Here is a 26,759-nt window from a genome sequence, read left to right as displayed (position 1 = left end):
GAAACCTGAAACAAATAAAACTTTCTTAATCTGCTATATTAGGGTTTAACCATTTGCTTGCATATTCAGTTGAGACGCTGCGTCGCTTCGCGTAATCTACCACCTGATCTTCTTTTATTTTTCCTAGTCCGAAGTACCTGCTTTTTGGATTTCCGAAATAATATCCTGAAACAGAAGATGCTGGCCACATCGCCATACTTTCTGTAAGTGTTACACCAATTTCTTCGGCTACATTTAAAAGTTTCCAAATCGTTGGTTTTTCCAGATGATCCGGACAAGCCGGATATCCTGGAGCCGGACGAATTCCTTTATAAGTTTCTTTAATCAATTCTTCGTTGGTTAAAGATTCTTCGGTATCATAACCCCAAAAATCTTTTCGAACTTTCTCGTGAAGATATTCGGCGAAAGCCTCAGCAAAACGATCGGCTAATGCCTTAACCATAATCGAATTATAATCATCCAAATCCTTTTCAAATTCTGCTGCCCATTCGTCAACACCAAAACCGGTTGTCACACAAAAAGCTCCCATATAATCGGCTATTCCGCTTTCTTTTGGCAGAATAAAATCAGACAATGCGATATTCGGCGCGCCTTTTGTTTTTTGTGATTGCTGACGAAGCGTTAAGAATTTCTCTAAAACTTTTCCGTTTTCATCACGCAATTCTATATCGTCATCATCAACCTGATTCGCAGGAAAAATTCCGTAAATACCTTTTGCTTGTAGTTTTTTCTCAGCCAAAATGACTTTCAGCATCGCCTGAGCATCTGCAAAAAGAGAAGTGGCTTCTTTACCCACAACCTCATCCGTTAAAATCGCAGGATATTTTCCGTGCAATTCCCACGTTTGAAAAAATGGCGTCCAGTCGATATACGGAACCAAAACATCCAAATCAACCTCAACAGTTTGTTTTCCAATAAATTTTGGTTTTGTTGGAGTGTATTCGCTCCAGTCTAATTGCATTTTATTTTTACGGGCATCTTCAATACTTAAGAAGTTTTTATCTCTTGAACGATTTAAAAACGTTTCTCTAAACGAATCATATTCTGCGCGAATATCGCTTGCATATATTTTACGGTTATGATCTAATAAATTTCCTGCAACAGTAACGGCACGCGAAGCATCGTTTACGTGAATTACAGTTTCTCTATATTGTGGAGCAATTTTCACGGCGGTATGCGCGCGCGAAGTGGTTGCTCCCCCAATCATAATCGGAATTTTAATTCCTTGTTTGTCTAATTCTTTGGCTAAATAAACCATTTCGTCAAGCGAAGGTGTGATCAGTCCGCTTAGTCCAATAATGTCAACATTATGTTCAATCGCAGCCGCAATAATTTTTTCCGGAGGCACCATAACACCAAGATCTACAATCTCGTAATTATTACAAGCCAAAACTACCGAAACAATATTTTTACCAATATCGTGAACGTCGCCTTTTACGGTCGCCATCAATATTTTTCCGTTTCCTTGTTTGTCTCCGGCTTGTTTGCTTGCTTCGATATAAGGCAACAAATAAGCAACGGCTTTTTTCATTACACGTGCTGATTTTACCACCTGAGGCAGGAACATTTTTCCGCTTCCGAATAAATCTCCAACCACGTTCATTCCCGTCATCAAATTGATTTCGATAACTTCAATTGGTTTAGTTGCTGCCAAACGTGCTTCTTCAACATCTTCTTCAATAAAAGCATCAACCCCTTTTACTAATGAATGCGTAATTCTCTCCTGAACCGTTCCTAAACGCCATTCCTGAATCGCTTTTTCATCTGATTTTACTTCGCCTTTTACGTTTTCAGCAAAATCTAAAAGTCGTTCTGTTGCGTCGTCGCGTCTGTTCAAGATTACATCTTCAACGTGTTCTAATAAATCTTTCGGAATATCATCGTAAATCGAAAGCATCTCCGGATTCACAATTCCCATCGTCATTCCGTTCTTTATCGCGTGATATAAAAATACCGAGTGCATCGCTTCACGAACCGTATCATTTCCTCTAAAAGAAAACGAAACATTACTCACACCACCACTAATATGCGCGTGAGGTAAATTATCTCTAACCCATTTTGTACCTCTAAAAAAGTCCAAAGCATTTAAGCGATGTTCTTCCATTCCGGTTGCAACGGGGAAAATATTTAAATCGAAAATGATATCCTGTGGCGGAAAACCAACTTTATTAACCAAAATATCATACGAACGCTGGCAAATTTCAACTCTTCGGTCGAAATTATCCGCCTGACCCACTTCGTCAAAAGCCATGATAATGGCCGCAGCTCCGTATCGTTTGATTAATTTGGCATGATGAATAAAGGCTTCCTCTCCTTCTTTCAACGAAATCGAGTTTACAACGCTTTTTCCTTGTACTACTTTAAGACCTGCTTCGATGATTTCCCATTTCGAGCTGTCGATCATAATCGGCACTCTCGAAATATCCGGTTCTGATGCAATTAAATTCAGGAATTTTGTCATTGCCTGAACACCATCAAGCATTCCTTCATCCATATTAATATCGATGATCTGTGCTCCACCTTCTACTTGTTGTCTTGCAATATCAAGCGCCTCGTCATATTTCTCTTCCTTGATCAAGCGAAGGAATTTTCGCGAACCTGTTACGTTCGTACGCTCCCCAACGTTTACAAAAACACTTTCGGGCGTAATAATCAACGGTTCTAATCCTGCTAATACAAGGTCTCTTCTTTTTTCTGCCATTTCTTTTTAAGTTACTAAGGTCCTAAGGTTCTTAGGTTCTAAGTTTTTTTTATTCTATCTTTTCTTTCCTGCAAGGTTTTCGAAACCTTGTTAGGTATATGTCGTTTTCAATAATCTTATTTGGGGCGTGTTCGCCGAAAAAGGCGAACCGGGCTATCCGTTACAAGTCCTCGACCAATTTCGTTATCACTGCATTGGTCTGCGGGCTTTTCACTTCTATCCCGCACGCGGCACTCAATTTCAAAAGACGATTTATATTTCTACAATTTAATTGTCGTTTTTAAAATCTCTGGACCTACTATATATGTCGTTCCTACGGAACTTTTAATTCAACGTCTTGCTTGTCTTTGCGAAGAACGAAGCAATCTCATCCTAATACTCCATATTCCAAAAAAACATTTCGTCTTCCGAAACTATCCTTTAGTTTTCTTTATTAATTTTATGAAAACAATTAATTCTCTATTTCCACTTTGAGTACTCTATATATTTACAAGTTACACCTGCATCATATATGTAATATTTAGTTTTAGTGAATCCCGCTTTAACTAATGAAATTGAGTCAGGTTTTAATTCTTCATCCAAAACAATATAGTGTTCTTCCGGTTTATCTAAATCATACTTAACTTTATAAAACTTATTTACAAGCCCAGAATCTTCACTCAAAACTTCTGATAAAATTTTTCTACCTGAATAGAAATAATACTTTAAATAATCTCTTTTGCCTTCACGTTCAATTCTAGTTACAAATCCAATAGTTTCGCCTTTGAATGTTTTCTTATACTGATTATATTCATTGGCATCTTTACTTGAAAGAAAAAACAACAAAAATATTATTGCAATAAGAAGAATTGGTCCTATCAAATTTGTATTGATGTCATTTCCTTTCATCCTTCTATTACGCAAAAACCGGTGCCACTCTTGGCTTATAATCCTTCGCAACCTCAGCAATTAATCGAATATGATCCGGAGTTGTTCCGCAACAACCACCGATAATGTTGATTAAATTGTCATCTAAATATTCTTTAATTAAAGCCTGAGTTTGTTCCGGTGTTTCATCATATTGTCCGAACGCGTTTGGCAAGCCTGCATTTGGATGTGCCGAAACGTTGAACTGTGTATGCTGAGATAATGTTTTTAAATACGGTTTCAATAAATCGGCTCCAAGAGCGCAATTGAAGCCTACACTCAATAACGGAATATGTGATACTGAAATCAAAAACGCTTCAACCGTTTGTCCGGAAAGTGTTCTTCCTGAAGCATCGGTAATCGTTCCTGAAACCATGATTGGAATATCAAGATTACGTTCGTCTTTTACTTCTTCGATAGCAAAAAGTGCTGCTTTTGCATTTAACGTATCAAAAATGGTTTCTACCAAAAGTAAATCACATCCACCATCCATTAAAGCTTCTACTTGTTGTTTGTAGGCGATACGCAAATCATCAAAAGTTACGGCTCTATAACCCGGATCATTTACGTCTGGTGACATACTTGCCGTTCTGTTTGTCGGTCCGATTGAACCGGCAACGAAACGCGGTTTGTCAGGATTTTTAGCCGTGAATTCATCCGCTACCTGACGGGCAATTTTAGCCGATTCGTAGTTTAATTCGTAAACCAAATCTTCCAGGAAATAGTCGGCCATACCGATCGTAGTTCCTGAAAAAGTATTGGTTTCTACAATGTCTGCGCCAGCATCAAAATACGCAGCGTGAACATCGCGGATCGCTTGTGGTTGTGTTATGGATAGTAAATCGTTGTTTCCTTTTAACGGATGCGGAAAATCCTTGAAACGCTCTCCTCTAAAATCTTCTTCTGAGAAATTATAGCGTTGCAGCATTGTTCCCATTGCTCCATCAAGGATTAGGATATTTTTTTTAATTGCTTCCTGAATTGTTATTGCCATTTTTTTTGTCTTTTGCCACGAAGACGCTAAGACACTAAGCTTTTTTTAATTTTTATTATCTTCATACCTAACAGGTTTTTGAAACCTGTTAGGATACGCATTTTGATTCACATTGATTCCAAAAATTCACTATTGCCAGCCAATTAGCCCCGATGGGAGCAAATATCCTTTTATCCGCCGCGGCGGATAAAAGATATTGTGGACAGCGGGAACGATGTTAGCATAAATGCGCTAATAATTCGCTCATTAAACTGTGAATTCAGTAAAATAATATTGTAAGGTTGTCAGGAAAAGTTGAGGAAATACTTTATGTATTTGTGTTATCTATCTTTAATACTATGAATTAGTGTAAAGTAGAATTTAGCACCTTCTTTATGATAAAGGGTTGCTAAGGTTTCATCGGGTCTATCCCTCCGCCTTTCGTGATAACTTTCAATAAATTTAGGAACGGTGCAAAGGTATGAAATAGCCTTGCGATTTGCAAATGTTTTTTTAAAGGGTCTGAGGGACTGAGTGGCTAAGGTTCTAAGGTCTTTTTAAGGTACTGAGGTTCTAAGATACTAAGGGGTTAAGTTGAAAATTCTAATTAATGTTTTTTAATAAAGCTCCGGCGGAGCGTCATGTTTATAGCAAACAATTATACGTTTAATCAAAGCTCCAGCGGAGCGATATATTATTTATAAATAATTATATGTCGCCCCGCTGGGGCTCTTTTTTCATTAGGCATCCTTATTCTATAAACATGGCATCCCTTCGGGATTAAAAAAAAGCTCAAACTAAAAGTTTGAGCTTTATAAAAATCTTAGTACCTCAGTACCTTAGAACCTTAGCCCCTCAAATTAAACAATCGCTTTCACAACTGCCTTAGGTGCTTCTTTTCGTGTTCCGTCAAAACCGTCTACTCCAGAAACTGTGGTATATTTCAATACGTATTTTTTACCTGGATTAATGATTTGGTACGCAGCCTGGCACATTAAAGTTGCTTCGTGGAAACCACAAAGAATCAATTTTAATTTTCCTGGGTAAGTATTTACATCTCCAATGGCAAAGATTCCCGGAATATTGGTCTGGTAATCTAATGCGTTGTTTACTTTGATTGCATTTTTCTCTATATCTAATCCCCAGTCTCCAATTGGACCTAATTTTGGTGTCAATCCGAAAAGTGGAATAAAGAAATCTGTTTCGATTTTACGGTGTGCTCCGTTTTCTTCGATATCTAATGACTCAACGTGCTCAGCACCGTTGATTCCGATTACTTCTGCTGGTGTAATTAATTTAATTTTTCCGGCAGTTTTTAATTCCTGCACTTTTTCTACAGAATCTAAAGCTCCTCTAAATTCATTTCTTCTGTGAATCAAAGTTACTTCTGAAGCTACGTTTGCCAAGAAAATACTCCAGTCTAATGCTGAATCTCCTCCTCCTGCAATTACAACTCTTTTATCTCTGAATTTCTCTGGATTTTTGATGAAGTATTTTACTCCTTTATCTTCGTAAAACTCGATATCTTCAATAAGTGGCTTGCGTGGCTCAAAACTTCCTAAACCTCCTGCGATAGCGATAACCGGTGCGTGAAATTTAGTTCCTTTATTTGAGGTTACAATGAAACTTCCGTCTTCTTGTTTTTCGATTGTTTCAGCCCTTTCTCCTAATGTATAACCTGGCTCAAACTGCTTAATTTGTTCTTGTAAGTTATCAATTAAATCTCCTGCTAAAACTTCCGGGAAACCAGGGATATCATAAATAGGCTTTTTTGGATACAATTCTGAAAGTTGTCCTCCTGCTTGTGGTAAAGCATCTAAAATATGACATTTTAATTTCAATAGTCCTGCCTCGAAAACGGCAAATAATCCTGTAGGGCCTGCTCCAATTATAAGTATATCTGTTTTAATCATTATGTTTGTTGTTTATAATCATTCTTAATAATACAAAGAAACGAATAAATTATTCTTTAATCAATGATTTTTATCATTATTCATTTCTCTTGTGTGCTACTCTTTATTTTTAAGGGAAGATGTAATTTCGTTCATTCTTTTAACCTTTTCTTCAAAATCGCCTTTTAAAGTTTTCCTGTATTCGTTCAGATTTTCTACCATTTGGTTTATGTCTTCGGGAATTACCTCTTCGAAAAACTCACGCAATCTTTTAGCAGTTGTTGGCGATTTTCCGTTGGTCGAAATGGCGATTTTTACATTTCCTTTCGTCACGATTCCGCCTAAATAATAATCACATAAATCGGGCGTATCGGCAATATTGCAAATCAAATAACGCTTTCGGGATAAATCGTATACTCTTTTATTGACTTTTAAATCATCGGTACAAGCGATTACCATATGGCGTTTTTTGAGCATTTTCTTTTTGAACTTCGATTCCGTCAATTTAATTGAAGGATGATTTTCGGCTAAAACTTTAATTTCTAAATGAAAGTCGGGCGCTACGACCTCAACATTGGCATTTGGACTTGACTTTAGCAAAAAAGAAAGTTTCTCTAATCCAACATTTCCGCCACCCACAATCAACACATTTAGATTGTGAAGCTTTAAGAATATTGGATATAATTCATTCTGTTCCATTTTAATTTATTTTCAACTAATCAAAATTAGATGATTTATTTTTAACAGCATTGGTTTTAAAATCCAATGTTATAACCATGTGTACACCAGATTGAAATTTGAACGTTTATTTGCCGGGCGTACATCGGGTTGAAACCCGACGCTACAATATTGTTCATCCCTCCGGGATTTTATTATGTAACGTGTTCACATTATGTCCATCAGGTTGAAACCTGACGCTATGTTTCTCTTCGGAACTTTATCTTGTAATTTCTTTCGACAAAAATTCTTCGTAAAAGCCTTTTAATTTGTTGCTTTCTCTCACAACTTCTCCGAGAACAATGATTGCTGGCGAACTCAATTTCTTCTCTTTTACAATTTCTAAAATTGAATTTACGGTTCCAACTCCTACTTTTTCTTCTGAAGTTGTTCCGTTTTGAATGATTGCTACGGGCAAATCTCCTTTATCTTCTTTTTGAAACAAATCGATAATTTGAGGCAATTTGTGCATTCCCATCAAAATAACAACTGTTGCTGATGACTGTGCGGCCAAGGCTACATCTGAAGATAATTTTCTGTCAGAAGTTGTCCCTGTAATCGCCCAGAAACTTTCTGAAACGCCTCTTTTTGTAATGGAGATTCCCAGACTTGCAGGAACTGCTACTACTGAAGAAATTCCAGGAACGACAACGGTCTCGATGCCGAAGCTTTCAATAAATTCGATTTCTTCGCTTCCACGCCCAAAAATAAACGGATCGCCGCCTTTTAAACGAACCACATTTCCGTAAGTCAGCGCGTTATCAACAATTAATTGATTGATCTGATCTTGCGTATAAGCGTGATTCCCAATTTTCTTCCCAACAAAAATTCTAATTGCATTTTTGGGTGCGTAAGCTAGTATTTCTTCATTGGCCAATGCATCATACAAAACCACGTTTGCTTCAGCCAATGCTTTTGCGCCTTTCAGCGTAAGCAAATCCGGATCGCCAGGACCTGCACCGACTAAAGTTACTTTGGGTTTTATTGTATTATGCATTTGCTAATTCTTGAGCTCTGTATTTTTCAATTGTATCAAAAAATGCAATTCCTTCCTGAATGTATTGTTTTGCAAAAGCTTCTGAAGGATCATTTTGATTGATTTGATACACTAATTCTTTAAATGATGTTGCCAATTCGATTTTACCTGTTACGATGAAAACGTTATCAAACAAATCCACAATTCCTGCATGATTGTTTGTTTTTTCGTTTTCTGAAAGCAACAATGCTTTAGCTCCATTTACAAATCCGGCGTAAGCGTGGTAAATAGCATCTGACCATTTTCCTTCGTCGAAAGATTCTTGTGCGAAAGTCAATTTATCTTTAGCTTCTAATAATAAAGTCGCTACTAAATCGATCACAACACCAGCACATTCTCCAACTCCAACTGCTTTTACGTAATTATCGGCATTACCCCAATCCACAAAATCAGCTTCTGTTAAATTGGTTACATCCGCGAAAGGTTTCAAAATTTCATAGAAATATTTCTCTCCTTTTTGATCGTAATAGTTTAGGAATTTTTCTCCGTTTGCATTTTTGTCAAAATCATTTAAGATCGTACGTAATGCATCTGGACCTCTTCTACTTGGAATTTTGATTACTTTATCAGCAAAACGTCCTTCTCCGTTTCCTAATCTTCCTCCACCTAATAAAACTTGTAATGCCGGAGCTACTAGTTTTCCAGAGTTGATTGACATCCCCTGAAAACCAATTGCTGACATATTGTGTTGTCCACAAGCATTCATACAACCAGAAATTTTAATTTCGATTTCGCGGTTGTTTAAATACTGCGGATATTCAGCATTTATTACTCTTTCTAATTCTTCTGCAATACCGGTACTACTTGCAATCCCCAAGTTGCAAGTATCAGTACCGGGACATGCCGTAATATCTACAGTAGAATTATAACCCAAATGAACAAAGTCTAATTTGGCTAATTCCTGATAAAAGAAAGGAAGATTCTCTTCTTTTACGTGACGTATTACAATATTTTGACGCAATGAAAAACGTAATTCATTTGCTGCGTAATTTTTAATTAAAGCTGCTAATAATCTGGCTTTATCAGTGTAAAAATCTCCTAATAAAACTTTGATTCCAATTGCATAATAACCTGCTTGTTTCTGAGCAATTACATTCGAGTTTTTCCAGGCTTCATAAGCTGCGGTATCTTCAATTGTAACTTGCGGAACTTCTAATAAAGGCTCTGCAATTGGTCCGTCAAAAGCGGTTGTATCAATTTCGTAGGTTTCAAAAGCGATTGCTTTTTTCTCTTTTTCAACCAAATCAAGGAAAACATCTCTTCCCATTTCTTTGATTAAGAATTTCATACGCGCTTTCATTCTTTTTGCACGCTCGCCATATCGGTCAAAAATACGGATGATTCCTTCTGCGGTCGGGATGATTTCGTTTGCAGGTACAAATTCTGAAAGTAATTCAGCATGTGCTGGCTGAGATCCTAAACCTCCACCAAACATGATTTTGAAACCTCTTTGTCCATCAACGATTTTTGGAATAAATCCTAAATCGTGTAAATAACTCAAAGCGGTATCTTCATCAGATGATGAGAACGAAATTTTGAATTTACGTCCCATTTCCTGACAAATCGGGTTTCTTAATAAATATTGAAACAAAGCGTGTGCATAAGGCGTAACATCAAATGGTTCGTCTACATCTACACCAGCCAATTCGCTTCCTGTAATATTACGAACAGTGTTTCCACAAGCTTCACGCAACGTAACATCGTCTTTAGCCAGATTTGCCCAAAGTTCCGGAGTTCTGTCTAAACTCACATAGTGAATTTGAATATCCTGACGCGTTGTAATGTGCAAACGCCCTGTAGAATATTCATCAGAAACTTTAGTAATACGTACCAATTGCTCGCTGGTTACTTTCCCGTACGGCAATTTAATACGAATCATTTGAACGCCTTCCTGACGTTGTCCGTAAATTCCACGTGCTAAACGAAGACTACGAAAACGCTCATCATCAATTTTTCCTCCACGGAATAAATGAATCTTTTTTTCTAAATCGATAATTTCTTTTTGAACTATCGGATTTTCTATTTCTGTTCTAAAACTTTCCATTTCTTTTTAATGCTTTAGGCTTTAAGCAATAAGCTGTAGGCTTTCTTGCGTACCGTGTTATACATTTTTTGCTAAAAGCTTACAGCCTAAAGCTTATTGCTTACAGCAGTGAAACTAGCGAATGAATCCTACTCCTGCTGTTGTGTTTGTTGCGGTGTCAATTAATATGAACGCTCCGTTTGATTTATTATCGTTATAGGCATCAAAATATAAAGGCTTGCTTAATTTGATGGTTACTTCTCCAATTTCGTTGATCGCCAATTGCGATGCTTCTTTGGTTCCTGAATAGTCAGTTGAGATTGTATTTTTGATACTTTCTACTTTTGCCAAAACTCTGTTGGTATTGTGCTGGATCAGGTATTTTGTTCCTGCAACCAATTTTTTGCTGTCCATCCAACAAACAGTTGTTGTGATTTCTTTTTCAATTTTTGGAAGTTCTGATGATTTTACAATCATATCGCCTCTTGTCACATTGATATCATTTTCTAATTCGATTGTGATAGACGAACCTGCAACAGCTTCATCAAATGTTTTATCGAAAAAGTGAATTTTAGTCACTTTTGATTCGGTTAAAGAAGGCAAAACTGTTACAGCATCTCCAACTTTAATTGAATTTCCGTATAATTTTCCAGCGTAACCTCTAAAATCGTGGTATTCCTCTGTTTTTGGACGAATAACCGTTTGAACCGGGAAACGCGCTTTTCCTGCTTCAAATACATCAGAAGAATGCAATCCTTCTAAATGTTCCAATACAGTTTGACCAGTGTACCAAGGCATATCTTTCGATTGATCCACTACGTTTCCACCGTTGATCGCGCTTAACGGAATGTAACTTACGTTTTGCTCTTTGAAAGTACTTTTTGCATTTAATGCCTGAAAATCGGCTTTGATTTTGTTGTAAACTTCTTCAGAATAATCAACTAAATCCATTTTATTAATCGCAACAATTACCTCTTTTACTCTCAATAAATTATTGATAAAAAAGTGACGGTATGTTTGCTCGATAACTCCTTTTCTCGCATCAATTAAAATAATAGAAACCTGAGAAGTCGAAGCTCCTGTCACCATGTTTCTGGTATATTCTACGTGCCCCGGAGTATCGGCGATAATGTAACTTTTCTTTGCAGTCGAAAAATAAATGTGCGCTACGTCAATTGTAATTCCTTGTTCTCTCTCTGCTACTAATCCGTCAGTTGCCAAAGAAAAATCCAAATAATCGTACCCTTTTTGTTTACTGCTTTTCTCGATTGCTTCAATTTTATCCGTAGTCAAGGATTTTGTATCGTACAATAATCGTCCGATCAAAGTACTTTTTCCGTCATCTACACTTCCTGCTGTTGCTATTTTTAAAACTTCCATTTCTATATTTTGTTTCAAGTTTTAATTTTGTTTCAAGTTTCAAGTTTTGAAAAACTTTGTCTAAAATTAAACCTGTATGTTTTTTTGTTTTTGAATTTTACTTTAGAGATTTTTAATTTTTAATTCCAAATTTTTAATTGAATTAAAAGTACCCTTGTTGTTTTCTTTTCTCCATTGCAGCTTCAGAACGTTTGTCGTCGATTCTGGCTCCTCTTTCAGAAATAGTTGAAGTTCTAATTTCTCCAACAACTTCCTGGATTGTTGCTGCGTAAGATTCAACAGCGGCTGTACAACTCATATCTCCAACGGTTCTGAAGCGAACAATTCGTTCTTCGATTTGTTCGTCTTCTTCCTGGTACACAAAAGGAGAATGCGACCAGATTAAACCGTCTCTCAAAAAAACTTTTCTTTTATGTGAAAAATAGATTGATGGAATTTCGATGTGTTCTTTTTCGATATAACTCCAAACATCTAATTCAGTCCAGTTTGAAATTGGGAAAACACGAACATTTTGACCATTTTCTATTTTTCCATTCAAAATATCAAACAATTCCGGACGTTGATTTTTTTCATCCCATTGACCGAAATCGTCACGAACAGAAAAAATACGTTCTTTAGCTCTTGCTTTTTCTTCATCACGACGCGCTCCACCAATACAAGCATCAAACTTAAATTCTTCAATTGCATCTAAAAGTGTAATCGTCTGCAAGCTGTTTCTACTAGAATATTTTCCAGTTTCTTCAACAACTTTTCCTTCATCAATAGCATCCTGAACATTACGAACGATTAACTCTAAACCTAATTCTTCAACCAATTTATCTCTGAAAGCAATTGTCTCAGGGAAATTATGTCCCGTATCAACGTGCAAAAGAGGAAACGGAATTTTTGCCGGGAAAAAGGCTTTTTGCGCCAAACGCACTAATGTTATAGAATCTTTTCCTCCAGAGAAAAGTAAAACAGGTTTATCAAACTGTGAAATTACTTCTCTGAAAATGTATATTGCTTCACTCTCTAAAGCGTTTGTTTTTAATACTGAACTCATTGTTTTTTGTTTAAAAAAGTTTCAAGTTTTAGGTTTCAAGTTTGTGGTGACTCTAAAATTCTCAACTATTGTTTTATTCTATTCTCTTGCTTCTTTGCTCTTGCCTCTATTCTCTTTATTCTATTCTCTTTACTCCTTCTTAGCGCTGTGTAATCCACATTCTTTGTGGCTTGATTCCCACCACCATCTTCCGGCTCTGATATCTTCTCCCGGAAAAATTGCTCTTGTACATGGTGCGCATCCTATACTTACGAAACCTTGTTTGTGCAATGCATTTTGAGGAACATTGTTTTCTGATAAATAGGTTTCAACTTCTTCTAAAGACCATTTTAATAATGGATTGAATTTGATGATTTCGAAACCTCCATCGTATTCAAATAAATTCAAATCTTGTCTGTTTTCCGATTGCTCCGCTCTTAAACCTGTGATCCAAACTGAGTTTCCAGCCAAAGCTTTTCGTAACGGAACCACCTTTCGGATGAAACAACATTCTTTTCTATTCTCAACCGAATCATAAAAACTATTCGGACCTTTTTGTTTTAATAAATTCTCCACCGCTGTTGCTTCCGGAAAATAAACCTCAATTGGTCTTTTATACTTTTTTAATGTCTTATGAAAAACATCATACGTTTCCTGAAACAGTCTTCCGGTATCCAGGGTGAAAATGGTAATATCAGTATTGCTTTTTGCAATGAAATCTGTGATTACCTGATCTTCCTGACCAAATGAAGTCGAAAAAATTACTTTCCCCGAATATTCTTTAGCTAAAAAAACTAAAGTTTCATCAAGCGAAAAATCTTTCGTCTTATCTAATAATGTTTGTATAACTGTCGCGCTCATATTCTTTTTTCCTTTCTAAAAAATTGATTACAATAATTTAGATAATGTTTTCAAACTCAATAATATTATTAAAACTCCAACTGCAATCATCATTGGTTTTCTTTTGATTTTATTTACCAAATAAGCTCCTAATGGCGCTGCAATTACGCCTCCTAAAATCAAACCAATAATAACCTGCCAACCGTGGATTCCTCCAAAAAGCATGAAAGTAATTCCGCTTGCAAATGATACTGCAAATTCAGCTGCATTTACTGATCCAATCGTGTAACGAGGATTTCTCCCTCTTCCTAACAATGTAGAAGTTACTATTGGTCCCCAGCCTCCGCCACCAACTGCATCCATAAAACCTCCAAAAGTGGCAAGAAAACCTAATTTCTTCGTTTTCTTTTTTATAATACTTTTTGCTAATGCTTTTCTAATAATGATGATTGCGAGAATAATCATGTAAACTGCAATAAAAGGCTTTATAACATCGCCATTAATTACATCTGACAATAAATAGGCTCCCGTAATTGACCCTAAAACTCCTGGAATCAATAAATGTTTTACCAGTTTTTTATTAATGTTCCCGAAACGGTGATGCGAAATTGCCGATACTCCTGTTGTAAACATTTCGGCAACGTGAACTCCTGTACTGCTAACTACCGGTGGAACTCCATAAGCCAATAAAAAAGAAGTTGAAGTTGCTCCGTAACCCATTCCTAACGTTCCGTCTACCAACTGAGCAAATACACCAATAAAGAAAAAAACTAAAAACTCCTGATTAAATCCCGAAACAAAACCATTCCATGAAAATTCAGCATGATGATTATAAACCAACACAGTCAGTAAACCTACCAACAAAACTACAGGTATAATAACCCATAATTTTTCTTTTAATGACGTATCAGACTTAACCTCAACACTATTTAACTTCAGTTCTTTTTCCATATTTCTACTATTCTTTTTCAAAAAATCCATTACCCTATCGGGTTAGTAGATTACTTTGCAAAAATACTACTTATTTCTAAATATCAAAACAATATTTTTATTTTTTTAACCCTCTAAGAATCCTTTAATTACATCTTAGCGAGATATTTATAGCCGAGGCCGATTATTTTAACAAATAATACGCTATTTCAATGTATTCAAACAATAAATACACTTGGAATATTTGTTTTATAAAATACATCTTTAAAGTCTACCATTTCCATAGGATAATTATAAAATTGTTGTTATTTTTACGGCAAATTTTTATTATGGATTTTCAAATCGGTCTTGTTATAGCGGGTTTACTCGTTGGTTTTGTGGTGGGGTTGACAGGTGTTGGCGGTGGTTCATTAATGACTCCTATTTTATTGTATTTTGGAATTCCCCCAACAACAGCCGTTGGTACCGATTTATTATATGCCGCATTTACCAAAATGGGAGGCGTATTTGTACATCATAAAAAAAGCAATATCAATTGGCAAATAACTGGCTGGCTGACCTTAGGCAGTGTTCCTGCTGCTTTACTTACTTTATGGATTTTACATAGTATTAAAACTGATATTTCCACTATAAATGCTGTAATCAAATACAGTTTAGGCTGGGCACTTCTTTTTACATCAATAGCAATTTTATTCAAAAAGAAACTTTTAGTTTTTTCTCAAAAACATGCGGGAGATAAATTTCATAGTGAAAGCCATACTCAAAATATGCTGACTATTGGGATTGGCATCTTGCTGGGAGCAACTGTAACACTTACTTCTATTGGTGCCGGTGCTTTAGGAACAGTTACCTTATTCTTTCTTTATCCGCTTTTACCAACACCACGTTTAGTTGGAACCGAGATTGCTCACGCTGTTCCGTTAACTCTTGTTGCCGGAATTGGGCATGCTTCTATGGGAAATTTAGATTTGGGATTATTAGGACAATTATTAATGGGATCACTTCCGGGGATTTTTATAGGGAGCATGTTAAGTGGAAAAGTACCTGATTTGTTTCTTAGAAATGCTATCGCAGTAATGTTATTTTTGGCTGGATATAAATTAGTTTTTTAAAAGAAAGAATCTTTCAAAACATAAAAAAAGACCTTTTCATTAATCTGAAAAGGTCTTTTTATTATGTTTTATTCTGAACAGAATGCTTTAAAAAGCAATATCTGCTAATGAATTGCTTTCCAAAATCTTAAGTGTATTATCTCTAACTTCAGTCATTAAACGTCTGGCAGCACAAGTTGCTTCATCATCGCAATCATCACATTTTTCATAAAAGTTATGGCTGGCGCAAGGCAATAGTGCAATTGGTCCTTCAAGAATTCTGTAGACTTTAGCCATGCTAATATCTTTCGGATCTTTGATCAGATAATATCCACCGCCTTTTCCTTTTTTTGCTCCAAGAAAACCGGAGTTACGAAGCAGCAATAGAATACTCTCCAGAAATTTAATCGAAATATGTTCGCTTTTGGCAATTTCAGCAATTTGTACCGGTTCGTTGTTCTCGCGTCTGGCTAAATAAGTTAAAGCTTTAATTCCGTATTTTGTTTTCTTTGAAAGCACGTGTATAATTTTAGATTGTTGAGTTTAAATTTAGATTGATTGCTTACATCTAAAAAATCAACATATTTTCCAGTACAAAAATATACTTTTTGAACGAGAATAATAATATAATGAGTAACTAAATTCTACTAAATTAGTATAGTTTAAATTAATTCGTTTTCCGGAACCCCAATTAAGTTAAAATCATGAAAAGATTTTACACTTTCATCCAATCCTTTTTTACTAACAACATAGGTATCAGAAATAGAATCGTGCCATCCTCTTGAGCCTCCTAAAAAAGTAAACGCATCAAAAGGGATGTAACGACATAAACTTCTTTTAAAAATCGTTCCAAAGCTTGGTTTTTCTCCATTTTCATCTACAACAACAGAGCCCGTAATAAATTTACCTACAGATCGTCCAAACAATCCTTCCATGAAAGTGTAATAAATTATAGACACCGTAATAGCTACTAAATTCCATCCCAAATCACCCAAACTGTCAACCCAAAGACCTAGTGCAGTCATTCCTAATACATTGGTCAAAATTCCTAATACAATGCCAATTGCAAATAAAACAACAAAAAAAGAAACCAGATCAATAATGTAATTCAAAAAACGAGTCCCGCTGGACACCAATAATGTATCATCTAAAATGTAAGTAGAATTACTCATAAGCGATAAAGGTTGATTTAAGGTTAAGTATATCTTTTTGATTTCGTTATGAACAAAAATATACTTTTTACTGAAACAATTATGCAAACAAAAAACGATTTTTTAACAGTAATAAATTTACAGTCAAAAAATCGTTTTTTGTTTTTTAAATTTCCTTAGAAATTAAAGAAGCATTTTCTTCTTTCTTATAAAAATCATGGCTTTGTCCCTGAAGAATTGTATTTGATATTTTTAAGTCGATAAACCATTTATCAATTGGATTGTTTGGGTCATTTTCTCCAAAGTACACTTTAATATCACAATTTGGAACTTCTGTTTCATATCGTAATCGGGTTGATGAAACAGCAAATAAATGTGTTGTTTTTAATCCTTGCAAAGAAGCTTTCCAGGCAATTGTTCCTCCAATGCTAAATCCCAAAACTGTTACTTTATCAGTTTCTAATTTTAATAAAGTTTCAACTGCTTTATCAATTCCTCCATTGAGAAATTGTTTGTGAATATCAGCTTCCGCAAGATTGGAAGCATCAATATTGGCTAATTCAAGAACATCATAATACTGAATCTCAAATTTAGACCGTAATGTATTTGTATAGTAGTTTATCCATTTCGGATGTTGCCCTCCAAATAAATCTGATAGGATGAGTAGTTTCGGTTTAACCATACCATAAAAATATGATTTTAGATACCAGATTCAAAATCTAATATCCAAAATCATAAATCTAAAATTCCTTAAGAAAGTGCCTGATCTAAATCGGCAATAACATCTTTTACTGTTTCTAAACCTACAGAAACACGTACTAAACCTTCTGTGATTCCAACTGCAAGCTTTTCTTCAACAGACAATTTACTGTGTGTTGTTGAGGCTGGATGCGTTACAATTGTTTTTACGTCTCCAATGTTTGCAGAAAGCGAGCATAATTTAATCTTGTCCAAAAATTTTCTACCTGCTTCAAGACCACCTTTAATTTCAATTGCAATAATATTACCACCTAAAAGCATTTGTTTTTTAGCGATTTCATATTTTGGATGTGACTTTAAGAAAGGATATTTCACACTTGCTACATTTGGATGTGCTTCTAAAAACTCAGCCACTTTTAAAGCATTCTCACAATGTTTGTCAACACGAACAGCTAAAGTTTCTAAACTTTTTGACAAAACCCACGCATTAAATGGCGACATTGCCGGTCCGGTATTTCTTGAAAACAAGTATATCTTACGAATCAATTCAGCATCTCCAACTGCAACTCCGCCTAATACACGACCTTGTCCGTCTATCAGTTTTGTCGCCGAGTGAATTACGATATGAGCACCGTATTTAATAGGCTGTTGAATGTATGGTGTTGCAAAACAGTTATCAATTATTAAAATCAAATTATGTTTTTTCGCAATTTGTCCCAATAATTCTAAATCAATTACATCTACACCAGGATTTGTTGGTGTTTCAGCATATAAAATTTTAGTGTTTGGTTTAATAAAACTTTCAATCGTTTCTGGCTGATTGATATCAAAATAAGAAGTTTCGATTTTCCATTTTGGAAAATAGGTCATGAATAAAGCGTGCGTTGATCCAAAGACACTTCCCGCAGAAACAATGTGGTCGCCAGATTCTAATAATCCTGCAAACGTAGAATATATAGCAGCCATTCCGGTTGCAAAAGCATACCCAGCTTCCGCACCTTCCATCGCGCAAACTTTGTCAACAAATTCTGTTGTATTTGGGTTGCTAAAACGAGAGTAAATATTACGTACTTTCTCTTCTGTAAAAGAGGCTCTCATATCTTCTGCATCCTCAAATACAAAACTTGATGATAAATACAAAGGAGTGGAATGTTCCTGAAATTGTGTTTTTTCTAAATGGGTACGGATGGCTTGGGTTTCAAAACCAAATTCTTGTTCGTTCATTATGTTTGCTTTTTTGTTTGCTTCGCCAGTTCGGCTAAAACCTCGTGTCATGTTTCAAGTTTCAAGTTCCTGCGATGCGCATAAAGCTTGATTTAAAACACAAACTAAATTGAGTAGTTATTTATTCGCCAATCTAAAAATTATCTAATTCTCTAATTGACTCATTTTCTAATTTATAGTATTTCGTTGTTCAGGACAACTTTATATTTGATTGTTGCAGTTGGTTCAACTGTTTTGGCAACTGAGCAATATTTCTCGAAAGAAAGTTGTGCGGCACGTTGTGCTTTTTCAGGATTGATATCGCCTTCTAAATAGAAAACAACATTAATTTCTTTAAAAGGTTTTGCTTCGTCAACTTGAACGCGCTCGCCTTCAACCTCAGCATTAAAGGATGTTATTTCCTGACGTTGTTTCTTTAGAATCGAAATCATATCAATCGCGCTGCATCCTGCAACGCCCATCAATACTAATTCCATTGGACTTGCACCTAGGTCGCTTCCGCCAAATTCGGCTCTGCTATCAACATCAACTACATGACCTCTTTCATTTTTTAGTTTGAAATGAAACGCGTCGTTTACTCTGTTTAAGGTTACTTTCATTTTTTTTGTTTTTTGTTTTGTTGTTCGAGTTCAACAATCTAAAATCAGAACTCTAAAATCTAAAATCGATATTATCCTTTATCAGATAATCTCAAAATATCTCCAAAAACTCCTCTCGCTGTAACTGCAGAACCTGCACCGGCTCCCTGAATTACAATTGGACGATCTCCGTAAGATTCTGTATAAATTTCGAAGAAAGAATCTGAACCTTTCAATCCGCCTAGCGCAGTATCAGAAGGAACTGAAACTAATTTCACTTCTAAATTTCCTTTATCATTTTGCAAATCTCCAGACAATTCACCAATGTATCTTAATACGTGATTTGGCTTTTGATCTGCTTTTATTTTATCGTAAATTGGATCGAATTCTTTTAGTTTAGTTAAGAAATCAGAAACATTTCCTTCTCTTAAATGTTCCGGAATTAAATTCTGAATAGAGATTTCTTCAAACTCATTTTGTAAATCTAATTCTCTGGCTAAAATCAATAGTTTTCTTCCCACATCATTTCCGCATAAATCTTCACGCGGATCTGGTTCTGTATATCCGTTATCGATTGCTTCTTTTAATATTTCACTAAACGGAACATCTTTTGCAGAGAAATTATTGAATAAATAACTTAACGTTCCAGAGAAAACTCCTTTAATTTTGGTAATATTTTCACCTGAAAGATGTAATAATTTAATGGTATCGATTAATGGTAATCCTGCACCAACATTGGTTTCATATAAATAATTCTTCTGGTTTTCAGCCAAAGCTTTTCTCAATTCTTTATAAAAACCATAACTTAATGTATTGGCTACTTTATTAGAAGAAATCAAATCGAAACTGCCTTCTACAAGTGGGATATAATTTTCTACGAAAGAGGCACTTGCTGTATTATCAATAGCAATTAAATTCTCTAAATGATGTTGGTTTGCATACGCGATAATGTCCTGAATAGTATAAGCAAGACCTTCTTTTTCAATCTCGGTTTTCCAGTTTGAAGTTACGCCATTTTTATTTAAAAGTAATTTTTTAGAATTAGCAATTGCAAAAACATTTAGCTTAACATCTTTCCTCTTTTCGATAGCTGCAGCCGATTCTAAAATTTGGTTAATTAATGTTCCGCCTACTAAACCGTGACCAATAATTGCAATGTTGATTTTTTTAGAAACTCCAAAAATCTCACCGTGAATTACATTTAAAGCTTTATTTAATTCCGATTTTTTAACTACCAAACTCACATTTTTACCCGTAACAGTATTGTTAAACAAGATTGGAACAATTTTATTTTTAATTAAAGCAGTGTACGGTTTATGAAAAGTGCTCAAATCCTGGCCAATAATCGAAATTACTGATACGTTATCTGTTACTGTAATTTGGTTTACATCTTTAGAATAAAAGTCATTTTCAAATTCTTTTTCTAATTCAACCATTGCCGTTGTTGCTTTTTCTGTAGCTACAACAAGCCCAATTCCTCTTTCTGAAGAACCTTGCGAAATAATACTCACACTAATATTATTATCACCCATTACTTTAAAAATTCTGGCATCAACACCAGATTTACCAAGCAATCCGCGGCCTTCCAGATTTACCAACGAAACATTTTCTAAAACAGAAAGTGTTTTAATTCCTTCTTTAGTTGAATCAGAAGTAATTAAAGTTCCGCGGTTTTCATGATTGAATGTATTTAAAATACGAAGCGGAATGTTTTTTTCCAACAAAGGAATAATGGTTTTAGCATGAAGAATTGTTGCACCAAAGTTCGCTAATTCATTCGCTTCGTTAAACGAAAGAAATTCGATTTTTTTAGCATCTGCAACCAAATCAGGATTTGCCGTGTAAATTCCGTCAACGTGTGTAAAGTTTTGAAGTTCTTCAGCATTCAGATAGTTAGCAATTAACGAAGCGGTATAATTACTACCGTTTCTTCCTAAAGTCGTTGTATCATTATTGTTATTTGAACCAATAAAACCAGTTACAATATTAACTGTTGATCCGTTATGTTCTTTGAAATAATTGACAACGTTTTTCTTAGAAAGTTGCTCTAAAGGCTGCGCATCACCAAACTTAGAATCGGTTTTTAATAAATCTCTTGAATCAACAAAATTCGCAGGAATTCCTTTTTCTTTCAGAATTGCTGTCAATAATTTAGCCGAAAGCAATTCACCTTTAGATAAAATCTGATCTTTAATTTTATTGCTGTAATCTCCAATTAAGCTTACACCTTCAAAAAGTTTATCTAAAATATTGAACTCTTCAGACAAATCAACCTCAGGATAATCTGAAATTTGATAGGTTTTAAAGTTTTCTAACAAGATTTTATAATTACCGTTTTTAGCAGCAATTTTCAAAATATATTCTAATTCATCTGTAGCATCTCCACGAGCCGAAACTACGACGGCGATATTTTCGCCCTGATTTACTTTATCTGAAATTATAGAAACAACTTTATTTAGTCCCTCTCCGTTTGATAATGATTTACCTCCAAATTTTAATATTTTCATTTTATTTTGCTATTGTTTCTGCCTTAAAAATATCGGCAAGTAAATGATCTAATTGTTTGTACTCTATTAAAAAAGCGTCATGTCCGTGTACCGAATCTATTTCGCTGTAAAAAACATTTTCTTTGAACTTTTTTAATTCCTCATAGGTTTCTTTATTTTCTCTGGCAGTAAAAAACAAATCCGAATTGATTCCGATAATATGAATCGCTGCATTTGTTTTAGACATTAAAGTTTCAAAATCGGCACTATTTCTTGTAATATCTATGGTTTTAAGCAATTGATTCATCAATTTATAAGATGCTAATTGATATCTCTTTTGCAGTTTATCTCCGTGATGTGCCAACCAACTTTCTATATTAAAAATGGAAAGATTTTCGTTGACCGACCGTTGAAATTTTTCTTTGAATGATTCGGGAGATCTGTAACACAACATAGCATGAATCCTGGCATCTTCAATTGGTTTTGACGAATTGTTCAGGATTTGCTCCTGTAAAAAACAGTTAGCAATCATCCAGTCTGTCGATTTCCAGTCGGTTGCAATTGGTATCAAATTTTGAGTGATGTTAGGTTCTAAAGCCAGCATTTCCCAGGCAACTCCTCCTCCAACAGAACCGCCAATAATCGTATGAACCTGATCTATAGCTAAGGTTTCAAGTCCTTTAATAAAAATTCTGGCAATATCTCTGGTAGTAAAATCCTGGTACTTTTCAATTATAAAAGAATCCGTTCCGTTACCCGGAACATTAAATGCCAATACGGTATATCTGCTGGTATCAATTGTTTTTCCTTCTCCAATTAAGTCATTCCACCAGCCATTTTCGCCGGTAACCTGAGCATTTCCTGTCAAAGCATGATTGACCAAAACAATAGGCGCGCTATGTAATGGCAAACCGAAAAGGGTAAAACTTAAAGGTAACGAACGATATAGTGCACCACTTTCGGTGGTGAAATTTTGTATGCTAATGGGGTTTGGTATATTTTCCAATTTCAAATCTGTTGTATTATTGATTTGTATCTGGAAATATTAGAAAGAAAAGTCTAGAGTGTAACTAGAAAAATTCTTGTTGTTATCTTTCCACGTTTGGGCGTGGTAGAATGCAGCACCTTCTTCGCTTTACCGAAGGGTTGCTAAGGATTCATCGGGTCTAATCCCTCGTCCTTTCTTTATAACATTTCAATACGTTTTTGAACTTAAAGGTGCAAATTAACTACTATTTTCTTAAACAAACAAATTTTATCGAAACTGATTCCTCAATTTCATAAATATAATTCAAACTAAAACTAGTATACGCAAAAATTTACCGAACTAAAAGCCCAGTAAAATTAAGCAGGTATTCCCCTATTTTATGATACTTTTCGATTTAGATAAAAAGCGTTTCATTTTCTTTTGAATACATCAAAAACAATAAAGAGTTCGGTTCTTTTTTATCTGTTTTTTTATCGGTCTCGGTTATTCCGAATCTTGGATCGATTAATTCATTTTTTGGCGGAGGATTGTTCCTTTTACTTCTGTTTTTCAATGTTGAAAATGTCTTTGATAAGTAGTTTAATGTGCTCATGATATTTAAGTTTAGTTTAGTTTGTGTATTATTATCTTTATTATTCGTTTACTATTGTGTTAACCAGCCGGATGAAATAAAAAAACCCTTTTGGATTAGTGTACCAAAAGGGTTTAAGTTTTTCAAACTCATATATTCTTTTGGAATCAACAGACGCATACGCAAATAAATGCGACAGTGAACATCTTGTTCATCTGTAGGGATTTATTCATCTGTGATTTATTTGTTATTTTAAATTCTTGCATTTTCATATAAAATTAAAAAGCCTCCTAAAATTATCGGGAGGCTTTGCATATAATATTGTTGTTTTCTTACAATTTAAGCAAAAGACTTCCCAACGGTATTAACCGAAATGGCGCAAAACATTTTATAGACATTTAAGTTCATTGACTCAGTAGCTTTTGGGTTTAACAAATATGCAAATATTATTTTAATTACACAAATTATTTTAAGGAAATTATGACAAATAATCGACAAAAAAACGCATTTTAGCGATATAAAACATCTTACAAAAGTTTTGTTTCATAAAATCAAAGTAAAAACCTACAAAAATACACTTTTGCTTTTAATATCTCCACAAATCAGTTTATCAAAGAACTTTAAAAAACTATTCAGGTGTCCAGTTCTTAAAGCCAGACTGCTTCTTTATTTTTAATTTTCTCTGAAACTTTTAATATATCCGTAATAATTCCTCTTGAAATTGCCTGTTTACACGGAGAGGCGCTCTGAATTACAATTGGAACTTTAGCATAAGATTGTGTATAAATTTCAAAAATTGAATCTGAACCTTTTAATTGACCAATGGCAGATGAAACAGGTTCCGAAACTAATTTAACTTCTAATAAATTTCGCTCCACATCAAATTCGCCCACATATCTTAATACATGATTGTCTGCCTGAGTGATTTTTGCAATTTTAAAGGATCTGTCAATTGCTTCTTTATTAAGGATTCCGTTTTCCTCTAAATGTTCTTCCCTAATAATAGAATTAATTTTTATATCTGATAACTCAAAATCTTTTCCTATTTCTCTTGTCAAAATCAGCAATTTTCTGGCAGTATCATTTCCTGACAAATCTTCCTTAAAAGTAGAACGCATTAATCCTAACAAACTGGCATCTTTCAATATAGAGGAGAAAGAAGCTTCTTCTGCAGAAAACCGATTAAAAACATAGCTCAGATTATCAGAAAAAACACCACGAATCTTTGTTATTTTTTCTCCTGAATAATACAAATCTCGCAAAGTCTGCAAAACCGGAAAACCAGTATCGACTGAAGTTTCATATAAAAACTCTTTATCATACTTTTTAAGATTTTCACGGATCTCTTTATAAAGGTCAATTGGTAATGTATTGGCCTTTTTATTTACCGCTACAATATTAAATCCGTTTTCAATCAACGTATTATAATGACCAATCAATTCGTCGCTGGCCGTTGCATCAACCGCAATCAGATTTTCGAATTCATTTTCTTTTGCAAACTCAACGATATCTTTTACTTTAAAAGGAACAGCCAATTCTCTAAAATTGGTTTCCCAGGCATATCCAACACCTTCTTTCTCGAAAAAAGCAACAGTAGAATTGGTGATAATCGGAAAATGAAAGTCAATATTTTTACTCTGGAGAAAAAATTCCTGGCTTTCTATAATCTGATTGATCAAAGTACTTCCGATATTCCCAATTCCAAAAAGGATAATATTTATTTTAAGCTTTGACATAACTTTATTTATTGGGGTTAATTTGAACTACATAAGTATTTAGACGCGCTAAAGCGCGTCTCTACTACATGACTTATATGGTGAAAACTTTTATGCTGAATTTCTTTTCATAAAAAATCACCTCTAGCAACACCACATTGCTAAAGGCAATTTTTCAAACAAAAAACAAAAAAACCTAATTCTAATTTTTATTAATACTGTATTGCGACTGTGTCACGCTGGCGAAAACAGTTTGCAAATCTGAAATCAAATCTTCGATATCTTCAATTCCCACAGAAAGTCGGACCAAATCTTTTGAAACTCCTGTTTCTAATTGTTCGTCATCAGACAATTGCTGATGCGTTGTACTTGCCGGATGAATAATTAATGATTTTGTATCGCCAATATTAGCAAGCAACGAGAATAATTTAGTTTCATCAACTACTTTTTTAGCCGCATCAAAACCACCTTTTAACCCAAACGTAATAATTCCGCTTTGACCTTCAGGTAAATATTGTTGCGCCAGATCGTAATATTTATTCGATTTCAAACCTGGATAATTTACCCAAACAACCTCATCTTGTTTCTCTAACCATTCCGCCAGAGCCAAAGCATTTTCACTGTGTTTTCTAATTCGGATTGGCAATGTTTCTAATCCCTGAATGATCTGGAAAGCATTAAACGGGCTCAAGGCCGAACCAAAATCACGTAATCCTTCAATTCTTGCTTTTGCAATAAAAGCTGCATTTCCTAAAGCTTCGTGGTATACTAAACCATGATAACCTGCAGAAGGCTCTGTAAATTCAGGAAATTTCCCGTTAGACCAGTCAAAAGTTCCGGCATCGATAATGGCACCTCCTAATGAAGTTCCGTTTCCGGCAATATATTTAGTTAAGGAGTGAATGACGATATTGGCTCCGTGCTCAATTGGTTTTAGCAGATAAGAAGTCGCAACCGTATTATCTACAATAAAAGGTACTTTGAAGTTTTTGGCTTCCGCCGAAATCGCTTTCAAATCCAATACGTCTAATTTTGGATTCCCTAAAGATTCTACGAAGAAAGCTCTCGTATTTTCCTTTGCTGCTTTAGTAAAGTTTTCTGGTTTTGAGGGATCTACAAAGGTTGTTGTAATTCCTAATCTTGGCAGCGTCACTTTCAATAAATTATAAGTTCCTCCATATAAACTATTTGATGCTACAATATGATCTCCGGCTTTTAGCAAGGTCAAAAAGGTTGTAGCAATTGCCGATGCTCCTGAAGCTGTCACAACTGCTGCAATTCCACCTTCAAGCGCTGCAAGCCGTTGTTCTAGAACATCATTTGTTGGGTTGTTTAATCTGGTGTAGATAAATCCAGCTTCAGCAAGACCAAATAAATTGGCTGCATGGTCTGCATTATTAAAAACATACGATGATGTTTGATAAATTGGTACTGCTCTCGTGCTTCCGTTTTTTGTTACGTCGTGTCCTGCGTGTAGTGCGTTTGTTGCAAATTTTTGTGTGCTCATGATTTTTTAATTTTAGGTATTGTTAGTACTATTATATATTGTTATTGAAATTGTTTCGTTGAAATTGAAATTTGATATTCTCTAAACAAAGAGATCTTCTTCTTCAAGATTATACATATGAAATAATAAAGACTTTTGACCTTTTATATATTGTTCTGGATCATACTTTACAGCTTCACTTGTTGGTTCTTCAGATTTATTATTATTTTTTTGAGATTCTGTTCTCAATAAGTAATGAAATGCGATTGTATTTATATCTAATGTGTTCATGATTTAAAATTTAAAATGTTGAAATGAAAAAAGCCCTTCCGGATGGCGACCAAAAGGGCT

23 protein-coding genes and 2 riboswitches are annotated in these 26,759 nt (G+C 34.9%); of the genes, 1 reads left to right on the top strand and 22 read right to left on the bottom strand.

The window, feature by feature from the left end:
* Positions 1–25: 25 nt before the first annotated feature.
* The 11 genes from metH to AC3ITQ_RS07480 all read right to left on the bottom strand — a co-directional run bounded on the left by metH (position 26) and on the right by AC3ITQ_RS07480 (position 14,440).
* Positions 26–2,701 (bottom strand): methionine synthase, encoded by a 2,676-nt coding sequence (gene metH, locus AC3ITQ_RS07530; protein WP_489237743.1) that lies wholly within the window; start codon positions 2,699–2,701, stop codon positions 26–28.
* A 459-nt stretch (positions 2,702–3,160) separates the two neighbouring features.
* Positions 3,161–3,589: a hypothetical protein gene (locus AC3ITQ_RS07525; RefSeq protein WP_489237742.1), complete on the bottom strand. Its 429-nt coding sequence runs from the start codon at positions 3,587–3,589 to the stop codon at positions 3,161–3,163.
* Positions 3,590–3,596: 7 nt separating this feature from the next.
* A complete protein-coding gene (locus AC3ITQ_RS07520) occupies positions 3,597–4,601 on the bottom strand; it encodes a homocysteine S-methyltransferase family protein (protein WP_489237740.1) in 1,005 nt (334 codons plus the stop codon).
* Positions 4,602–4,918: 317 nt separating this feature from the next.
* A riboswitch (SAM riboswitch) is annotated at positions 4,919–5,033 on the bottom strand.
* Between the two features lie 407 nt (positions 5,034–5,440).
* Positions 5,441–6,493: an NAD(P)/FAD-dependent oxidoreductase gene (locus AC3ITQ_RS07515; RefSeq protein WP_489237738.1), complete on the bottom strand. Its 1,053-nt coding sequence runs from the start codon at positions 6,491–6,493 to the stop codon at positions 5,441–5,443.
* Positions 6,494–6,589: 96 nt separating this feature from the next.
* Positions 6,590–7,171 (bottom strand): precorrin-2 dehydrogenase/sirohydrochlorin ferrochelatase family protein, encoded by a 582-nt coding sequence (locus tag AC3ITQ_RS07510; RefSeq protein ID WP_489237736.1) that lies wholly within the window; start codon positions 7,169–7,171, stop codon positions 6,590–6,592.
* Between the two features lie 238 nt (positions 7,172–7,409).
* Complete coding sequence (gene cobA / locus AC3ITQ_RS07505; RefSeq protein WP_489237734.1) at positions 7,410–8,186, bottom strand: uroporphyrinogen-III C-methyltransferase; 777 nt, start codon at positions 8,184–8,186, stop codon at positions 7,410–7,412.
* A complete protein-coding gene (locus AC3ITQ_RS07500; protein WP_489237732.1) occupies positions 8,179–10,269 on the bottom strand; it encodes a HEPN domain-containing protein in 2,091 nt (696 codons plus the stop codon). The genes cobA and AC3ITQ_RS07500 overlap by 8 nt, the downstream gene beginning before the upstream one ends.
* Before the next feature lie 114 nt (positions 10,270–10,383).
* Positions 10,384–11,628 (bottom strand): sulfate adenylyltransferase subunit 1, encoded by a 1,245-nt coding sequence (locus AC3ITQ_RS07495; RefSeq protein WP_489238911.1) that lies wholly within the window; start codon positions 11,626–11,628, stop codon positions 10,384–10,386.
* Between the two features lie 142 nt (positions 11,629–11,770).
* The gene (gene cysD / locus AC3ITQ_RS07490; RefSeq protein WP_072970415.1) at positions 11,771–12,670 is read right to left on the bottom strand and encodes a sulfate adenylyltransferase subunit CysD; all 900 of its coding nucleotides are present in this window, start codon (positions 12,668–12,670) and stop codon (positions 11,771–11,773) included.
* A 129-nt stretch (positions 12,671–12,799) separates the two neighbouring features.
* Positions 12,800–13,510, bottom strand: a complete 711-nt coding sequence (locus AC3ITQ_RS07485; RefSeq protein ID WP_489237729.1) for a phosphoadenylyl-sulfate reductase — start codon at positions 13,508–13,510, stop codon at positions 12,800–12,802.
* 27 nt (positions 13,511–13,537) lie between these two features.
* Entirely contained in the window at positions 13,538–14,440 is a 903-nt protein-coding gene (locus tag AC3ITQ_RS07480; protein WP_375033801.1) for a sulfite exporter TauE/SafE family protein, read from the bottom strand.
* A gap of 308 nt (positions 14,441–14,748) precedes the next feature.
* Here AC3ITQ_RS07480 and AC3ITQ_RS07475 point away from each other — a divergent pair, with 308 nt between their 5' ends.
* Positions 14,749–15,531: a sulfite exporter TauE/SafE family protein gene (locus AC3ITQ_RS07475; RefSeq protein WP_489237727.1), complete on the top strand. Its 783-nt coding sequence runs from the start codon at positions 14,749–14,751 to the stop codon at positions 15,529–15,531.
* A gap of 87 nt (positions 15,532–15,618) precedes the next feature.
* Here AC3ITQ_RS07475 and AC3ITQ_RS07470 read toward each other — a convergent pair whose 3' ends face one another.
* The 11 genes from AC3ITQ_RS07470 to AC3ITQ_RS07420 all read right to left on the bottom strand — a co-directional run bounded on the left by AC3ITQ_RS07470 (position 15,619) and on the right by AC3ITQ_RS07420 (position 26,699).
* Complete coding sequence (locus tag AC3ITQ_RS07470) at positions 15,619–16,029, bottom strand: RrF2 family transcriptional regulator (RefSeq protein ID WP_115888189.1); 411 nt, start codon at positions 16,027–16,029, stop codon at positions 15,619–15,621.
* 143 nt (positions 16,030–16,172) lie between these two features.
* On the bottom strand, positions 16,173–16,682 hold the full coding sequence (locus AC3ITQ_RS07465) for an RDD family protein (RefSeq protein WP_489237725.1): 510 nt from the start codon (positions 16,680–16,682) through the stop codon (positions 16,173–16,175).
* 145 nt (positions 16,683–16,827) lie between these two features.
* The gene (locus tag AC3ITQ_RS07460; protein ID WP_489237723.1) at positions 16,828–17,343 is read right to left on the bottom strand and encodes an alpha/beta hydrolase; all 516 of its coding nucleotides are present in this window, start codon (positions 17,341–17,343) and stop codon (positions 16,828–16,830) included.
* A gap of 68 nt (positions 17,344–17,411) precedes the next feature.
* Positions 17,412–18,584 (bottom strand): trans-sulfuration enzyme family protein, encoded by a 1,173-nt coding sequence (locus AC3ITQ_RS07455; protein ID WP_026983849.1) that lies wholly within the window; start codon positions 18,582–18,584, stop codon positions 17,412–17,414.
* Positions 18,585–18,757: 173 nt separating this feature from the next.
* A complete protein-coding gene (locus AC3ITQ_RS07450; protein ID WP_489237721.1) occupies positions 18,758–19,183 on the bottom strand; it encodes an OsmC family protein in 426 nt (141 codons plus the stop codon).
* A 71-nt stretch (positions 19,184–19,254) separates the two neighbouring features.
* A complete protein-coding gene (gene thrA, locus AC3ITQ_RS07445) occupies positions 19,255–21,669 on the bottom strand; it encodes a bifunctional aspartate kinase/homoserine dehydrogenase I (protein WP_489237719.1) in 2,415 nt (804 codons plus the stop codon).
* Position 21,670: 1 nt separating this feature from the next.
* On the bottom strand, positions 21,671–22,654 hold the full coding sequence (locus AC3ITQ_RS07440; protein ID WP_489237717.1) for an alpha/beta fold hydrolase: 984 nt from the start codon (positions 22,652–22,654) through the stop codon (positions 21,671–21,673).
* A gap of 79 nt (positions 22,655–22,733) precedes the next feature.
* A riboswitch (SAM riboswitch) is annotated at positions 22,734–22,842 on the bottom strand.
* A 188-nt stretch (positions 22,843–23,030) separates the two neighbouring features.
* Complete coding sequence (locus AC3ITQ_RS07435) at positions 23,031–23,228, bottom strand: hypothetical protein (protein WP_072970406.1); 198 nt, start codon at positions 23,226–23,228, stop codon at positions 23,031–23,033.
* A gap of 626 nt (positions 23,229–23,854) precedes the next feature.
* Positions 23,855–24,943 carry a homoserine dehydrogenase family protein gene (locus AC3ITQ_RS07430; RefSeq protein ID WP_489237715.1) on the bottom strand — a complete coding sequence of 363 codons (1,089 nt, stop codon included), beginning with the start codon at positions 24,941–24,943 and terminating at the stop codon, positions 23,855–23,857.
* A 181-nt stretch (positions 24,944–25,124) separates the two neighbouring features.
* Positions 25,125–26,429: an O-acetylhomoserine aminocarboxypropyltransferase/cysteine synthase family protein gene (locus AC3ITQ_RS07425; RefSeq protein WP_489237713.1), complete on the bottom strand. Its 1,305-nt coding sequence runs from the start codon at positions 26,427–26,429 to the stop codon at positions 25,125–25,127.
* Positions 26,430–26,510: 81 nt separating this feature from the next.
* Positions 26,511–26,699, bottom strand: coding sequence for a hypothetical protein (locus tag AC3ITQ_RS07420; protein WP_489237711.1), 189 nt, complete (start codon positions 26,697–26,699; stop codon positions 26,511–26,513).
* Positions 26,700–26,759: the final 60 nt, after the last annotated feature.

This window comes from Flavobacterium sp. KH_001, from assembly GCF_057840745.1.
This window is presented reverse-complemented; position numbering and strand designations above follow the sequence as displayed.

Excerpts from the sequence above, each read along its gene's own strand:
- metH (WP_489237743.1), bottom strand. The coding sequence starts at position 2,701 with ATGGCAGAAAAAAGAAGAGACCTTGTATTAGCAGGATTAGAACCGTTG.
- AC3ITQ_RS07460 (WP_489237723.1), bottom strand. The coding sequence starts at position 17,343 with ATGGTTAAACCGAAACTACTCATCCTATCAGATTTATTTGGAGGGCAA.
- AC3ITQ_RS07510 (WP_489237736.1), bottom strand. The coding sequence starts at position 7,171 with ATGGAACAGAATGAATTATATCCAATATTCTTAAAGCTTCACAATCTA.
- AC3ITQ_RS07515 (WP_489237738.1), bottom strand. The coding sequence starts at position 6,493 with ATGATTAAAACAGATATACTTATAATTGGAGCAGGCCCTACAGGATTA.
- AC3ITQ_RS07450 (WP_489237721.1), bottom strand. The coding sequence starts at position 19,183 with ATGAAAGTAACCTTAAACAGAGTAAACGACGCGTTTCATTTCAAACTA.
- AC3ITQ_RS07480 (WP_375033801.1), bottom strand. The coding sequence starts at position 14,440 with ATGGAAAAAGAACTGAAGTTAAATAGTGTTGAGGTTAAGTCTGATACG.
- AC3ITQ_RS07520 (WP_489237740.1), bottom strand. The coding sequence starts at position 4,601 with ATGGCAATAACAATTCAGGAAGCAATTAAAAAAAATATCCTAATCCTT.
- cysD (WP_072970415.1), bottom strand. The coding sequence starts at position 12,670 with ATGAGTTCAGTATTAAAAACAAACGCTTTAGAGAGTGAAGCAATATAC.
- AC3ITQ_RS07525 (WP_489237742.1), bottom strand. The coding sequence starts at position 3,589 with ATGAAAGGAAATGACATCAATACAAATTTGATAGGACCAATTCTTCTT.
- AC3ITQ_RS07465 (WP_489237725.1), bottom strand. The coding sequence starts at position 16,682 with ATGAGTAATTCTACTTACATTTTAGATGATACATTATTGGTGTCCAGC.
- AC3ITQ_RS07475 (WP_489237727.1), top strand. The coding sequence starts at position 14,749 with ATGGATTTTCAAATCGGTCTTGTTATAGCGGGTTTACTCGTTGGTTTT.
- AC3ITQ_RS07425 (WP_489237713.1), bottom strand. The coding sequence starts at position 26,429 with ATGAGCACACAAAAATTTGCAACAAACGCACTACACGCAGGACACGAC.
- AC3ITQ_RS07495 (WP_489238911.1), bottom strand. The coding sequence starts at position 11,628 with ATGGAAGTTTTAAAAATAGCAACAGCAGGAAGTGTAGATGACGGAAAA.
- AC3ITQ_RS07485 (WP_489237729.1), bottom strand. The coding sequence starts at position 13,510 with ATGAGCGCGACAGTTATACAAACATTATTAGATAAGACGAAAGATTTT.
- AC3ITQ_RS07435 (WP_072970406.1), bottom strand. The coding sequence starts at position 23,228 with ATGAGCACATTAAACTACTTATCAAAGACATTTTCAACATTGAAAAAC.
- thrA (WP_489237719.1), bottom strand. The coding sequence starts at position 21,669 with ATGAAAATATTAAAATTTGGAGGTAAATCATTATCAAACGGAGAGGGA.
- AC3ITQ_RS07420 (WP_489237711.1), bottom strand. The coding sequence starts at position 26,699 with ATGAACACATTAGATATAAATACAATCGCATTTCATTACTTATTGAGA.
- AC3ITQ_RS07500 (WP_489237732.1), bottom strand. The coding sequence starts at position 10,269 with ATGGAAAGTTTTAGAACAGAAATAGAAAATCCGATAGTTCAAAAAGAA.
- cobA (WP_489237734.1), bottom strand. The coding sequence starts at position 8,186 with ATGCATAATACAATAAAACCCAAAGTAACTTTAGTCGGTGCAGGTCCT.
- AC3ITQ_RS07455 (WP_026983849.1), bottom strand. The coding sequence starts at position 18,584 with ATGAACGAACAAGAATTTGGTTTTGAAACCCAAGCCATCCGTACCCAT.
- AC3ITQ_RS07430 (WP_489237715.1), bottom strand. The coding sequence starts at position 24,943 with ATGTCAAAGCTTAAAATAAATATTATCCTTTTTGGAATTGGGAATATC.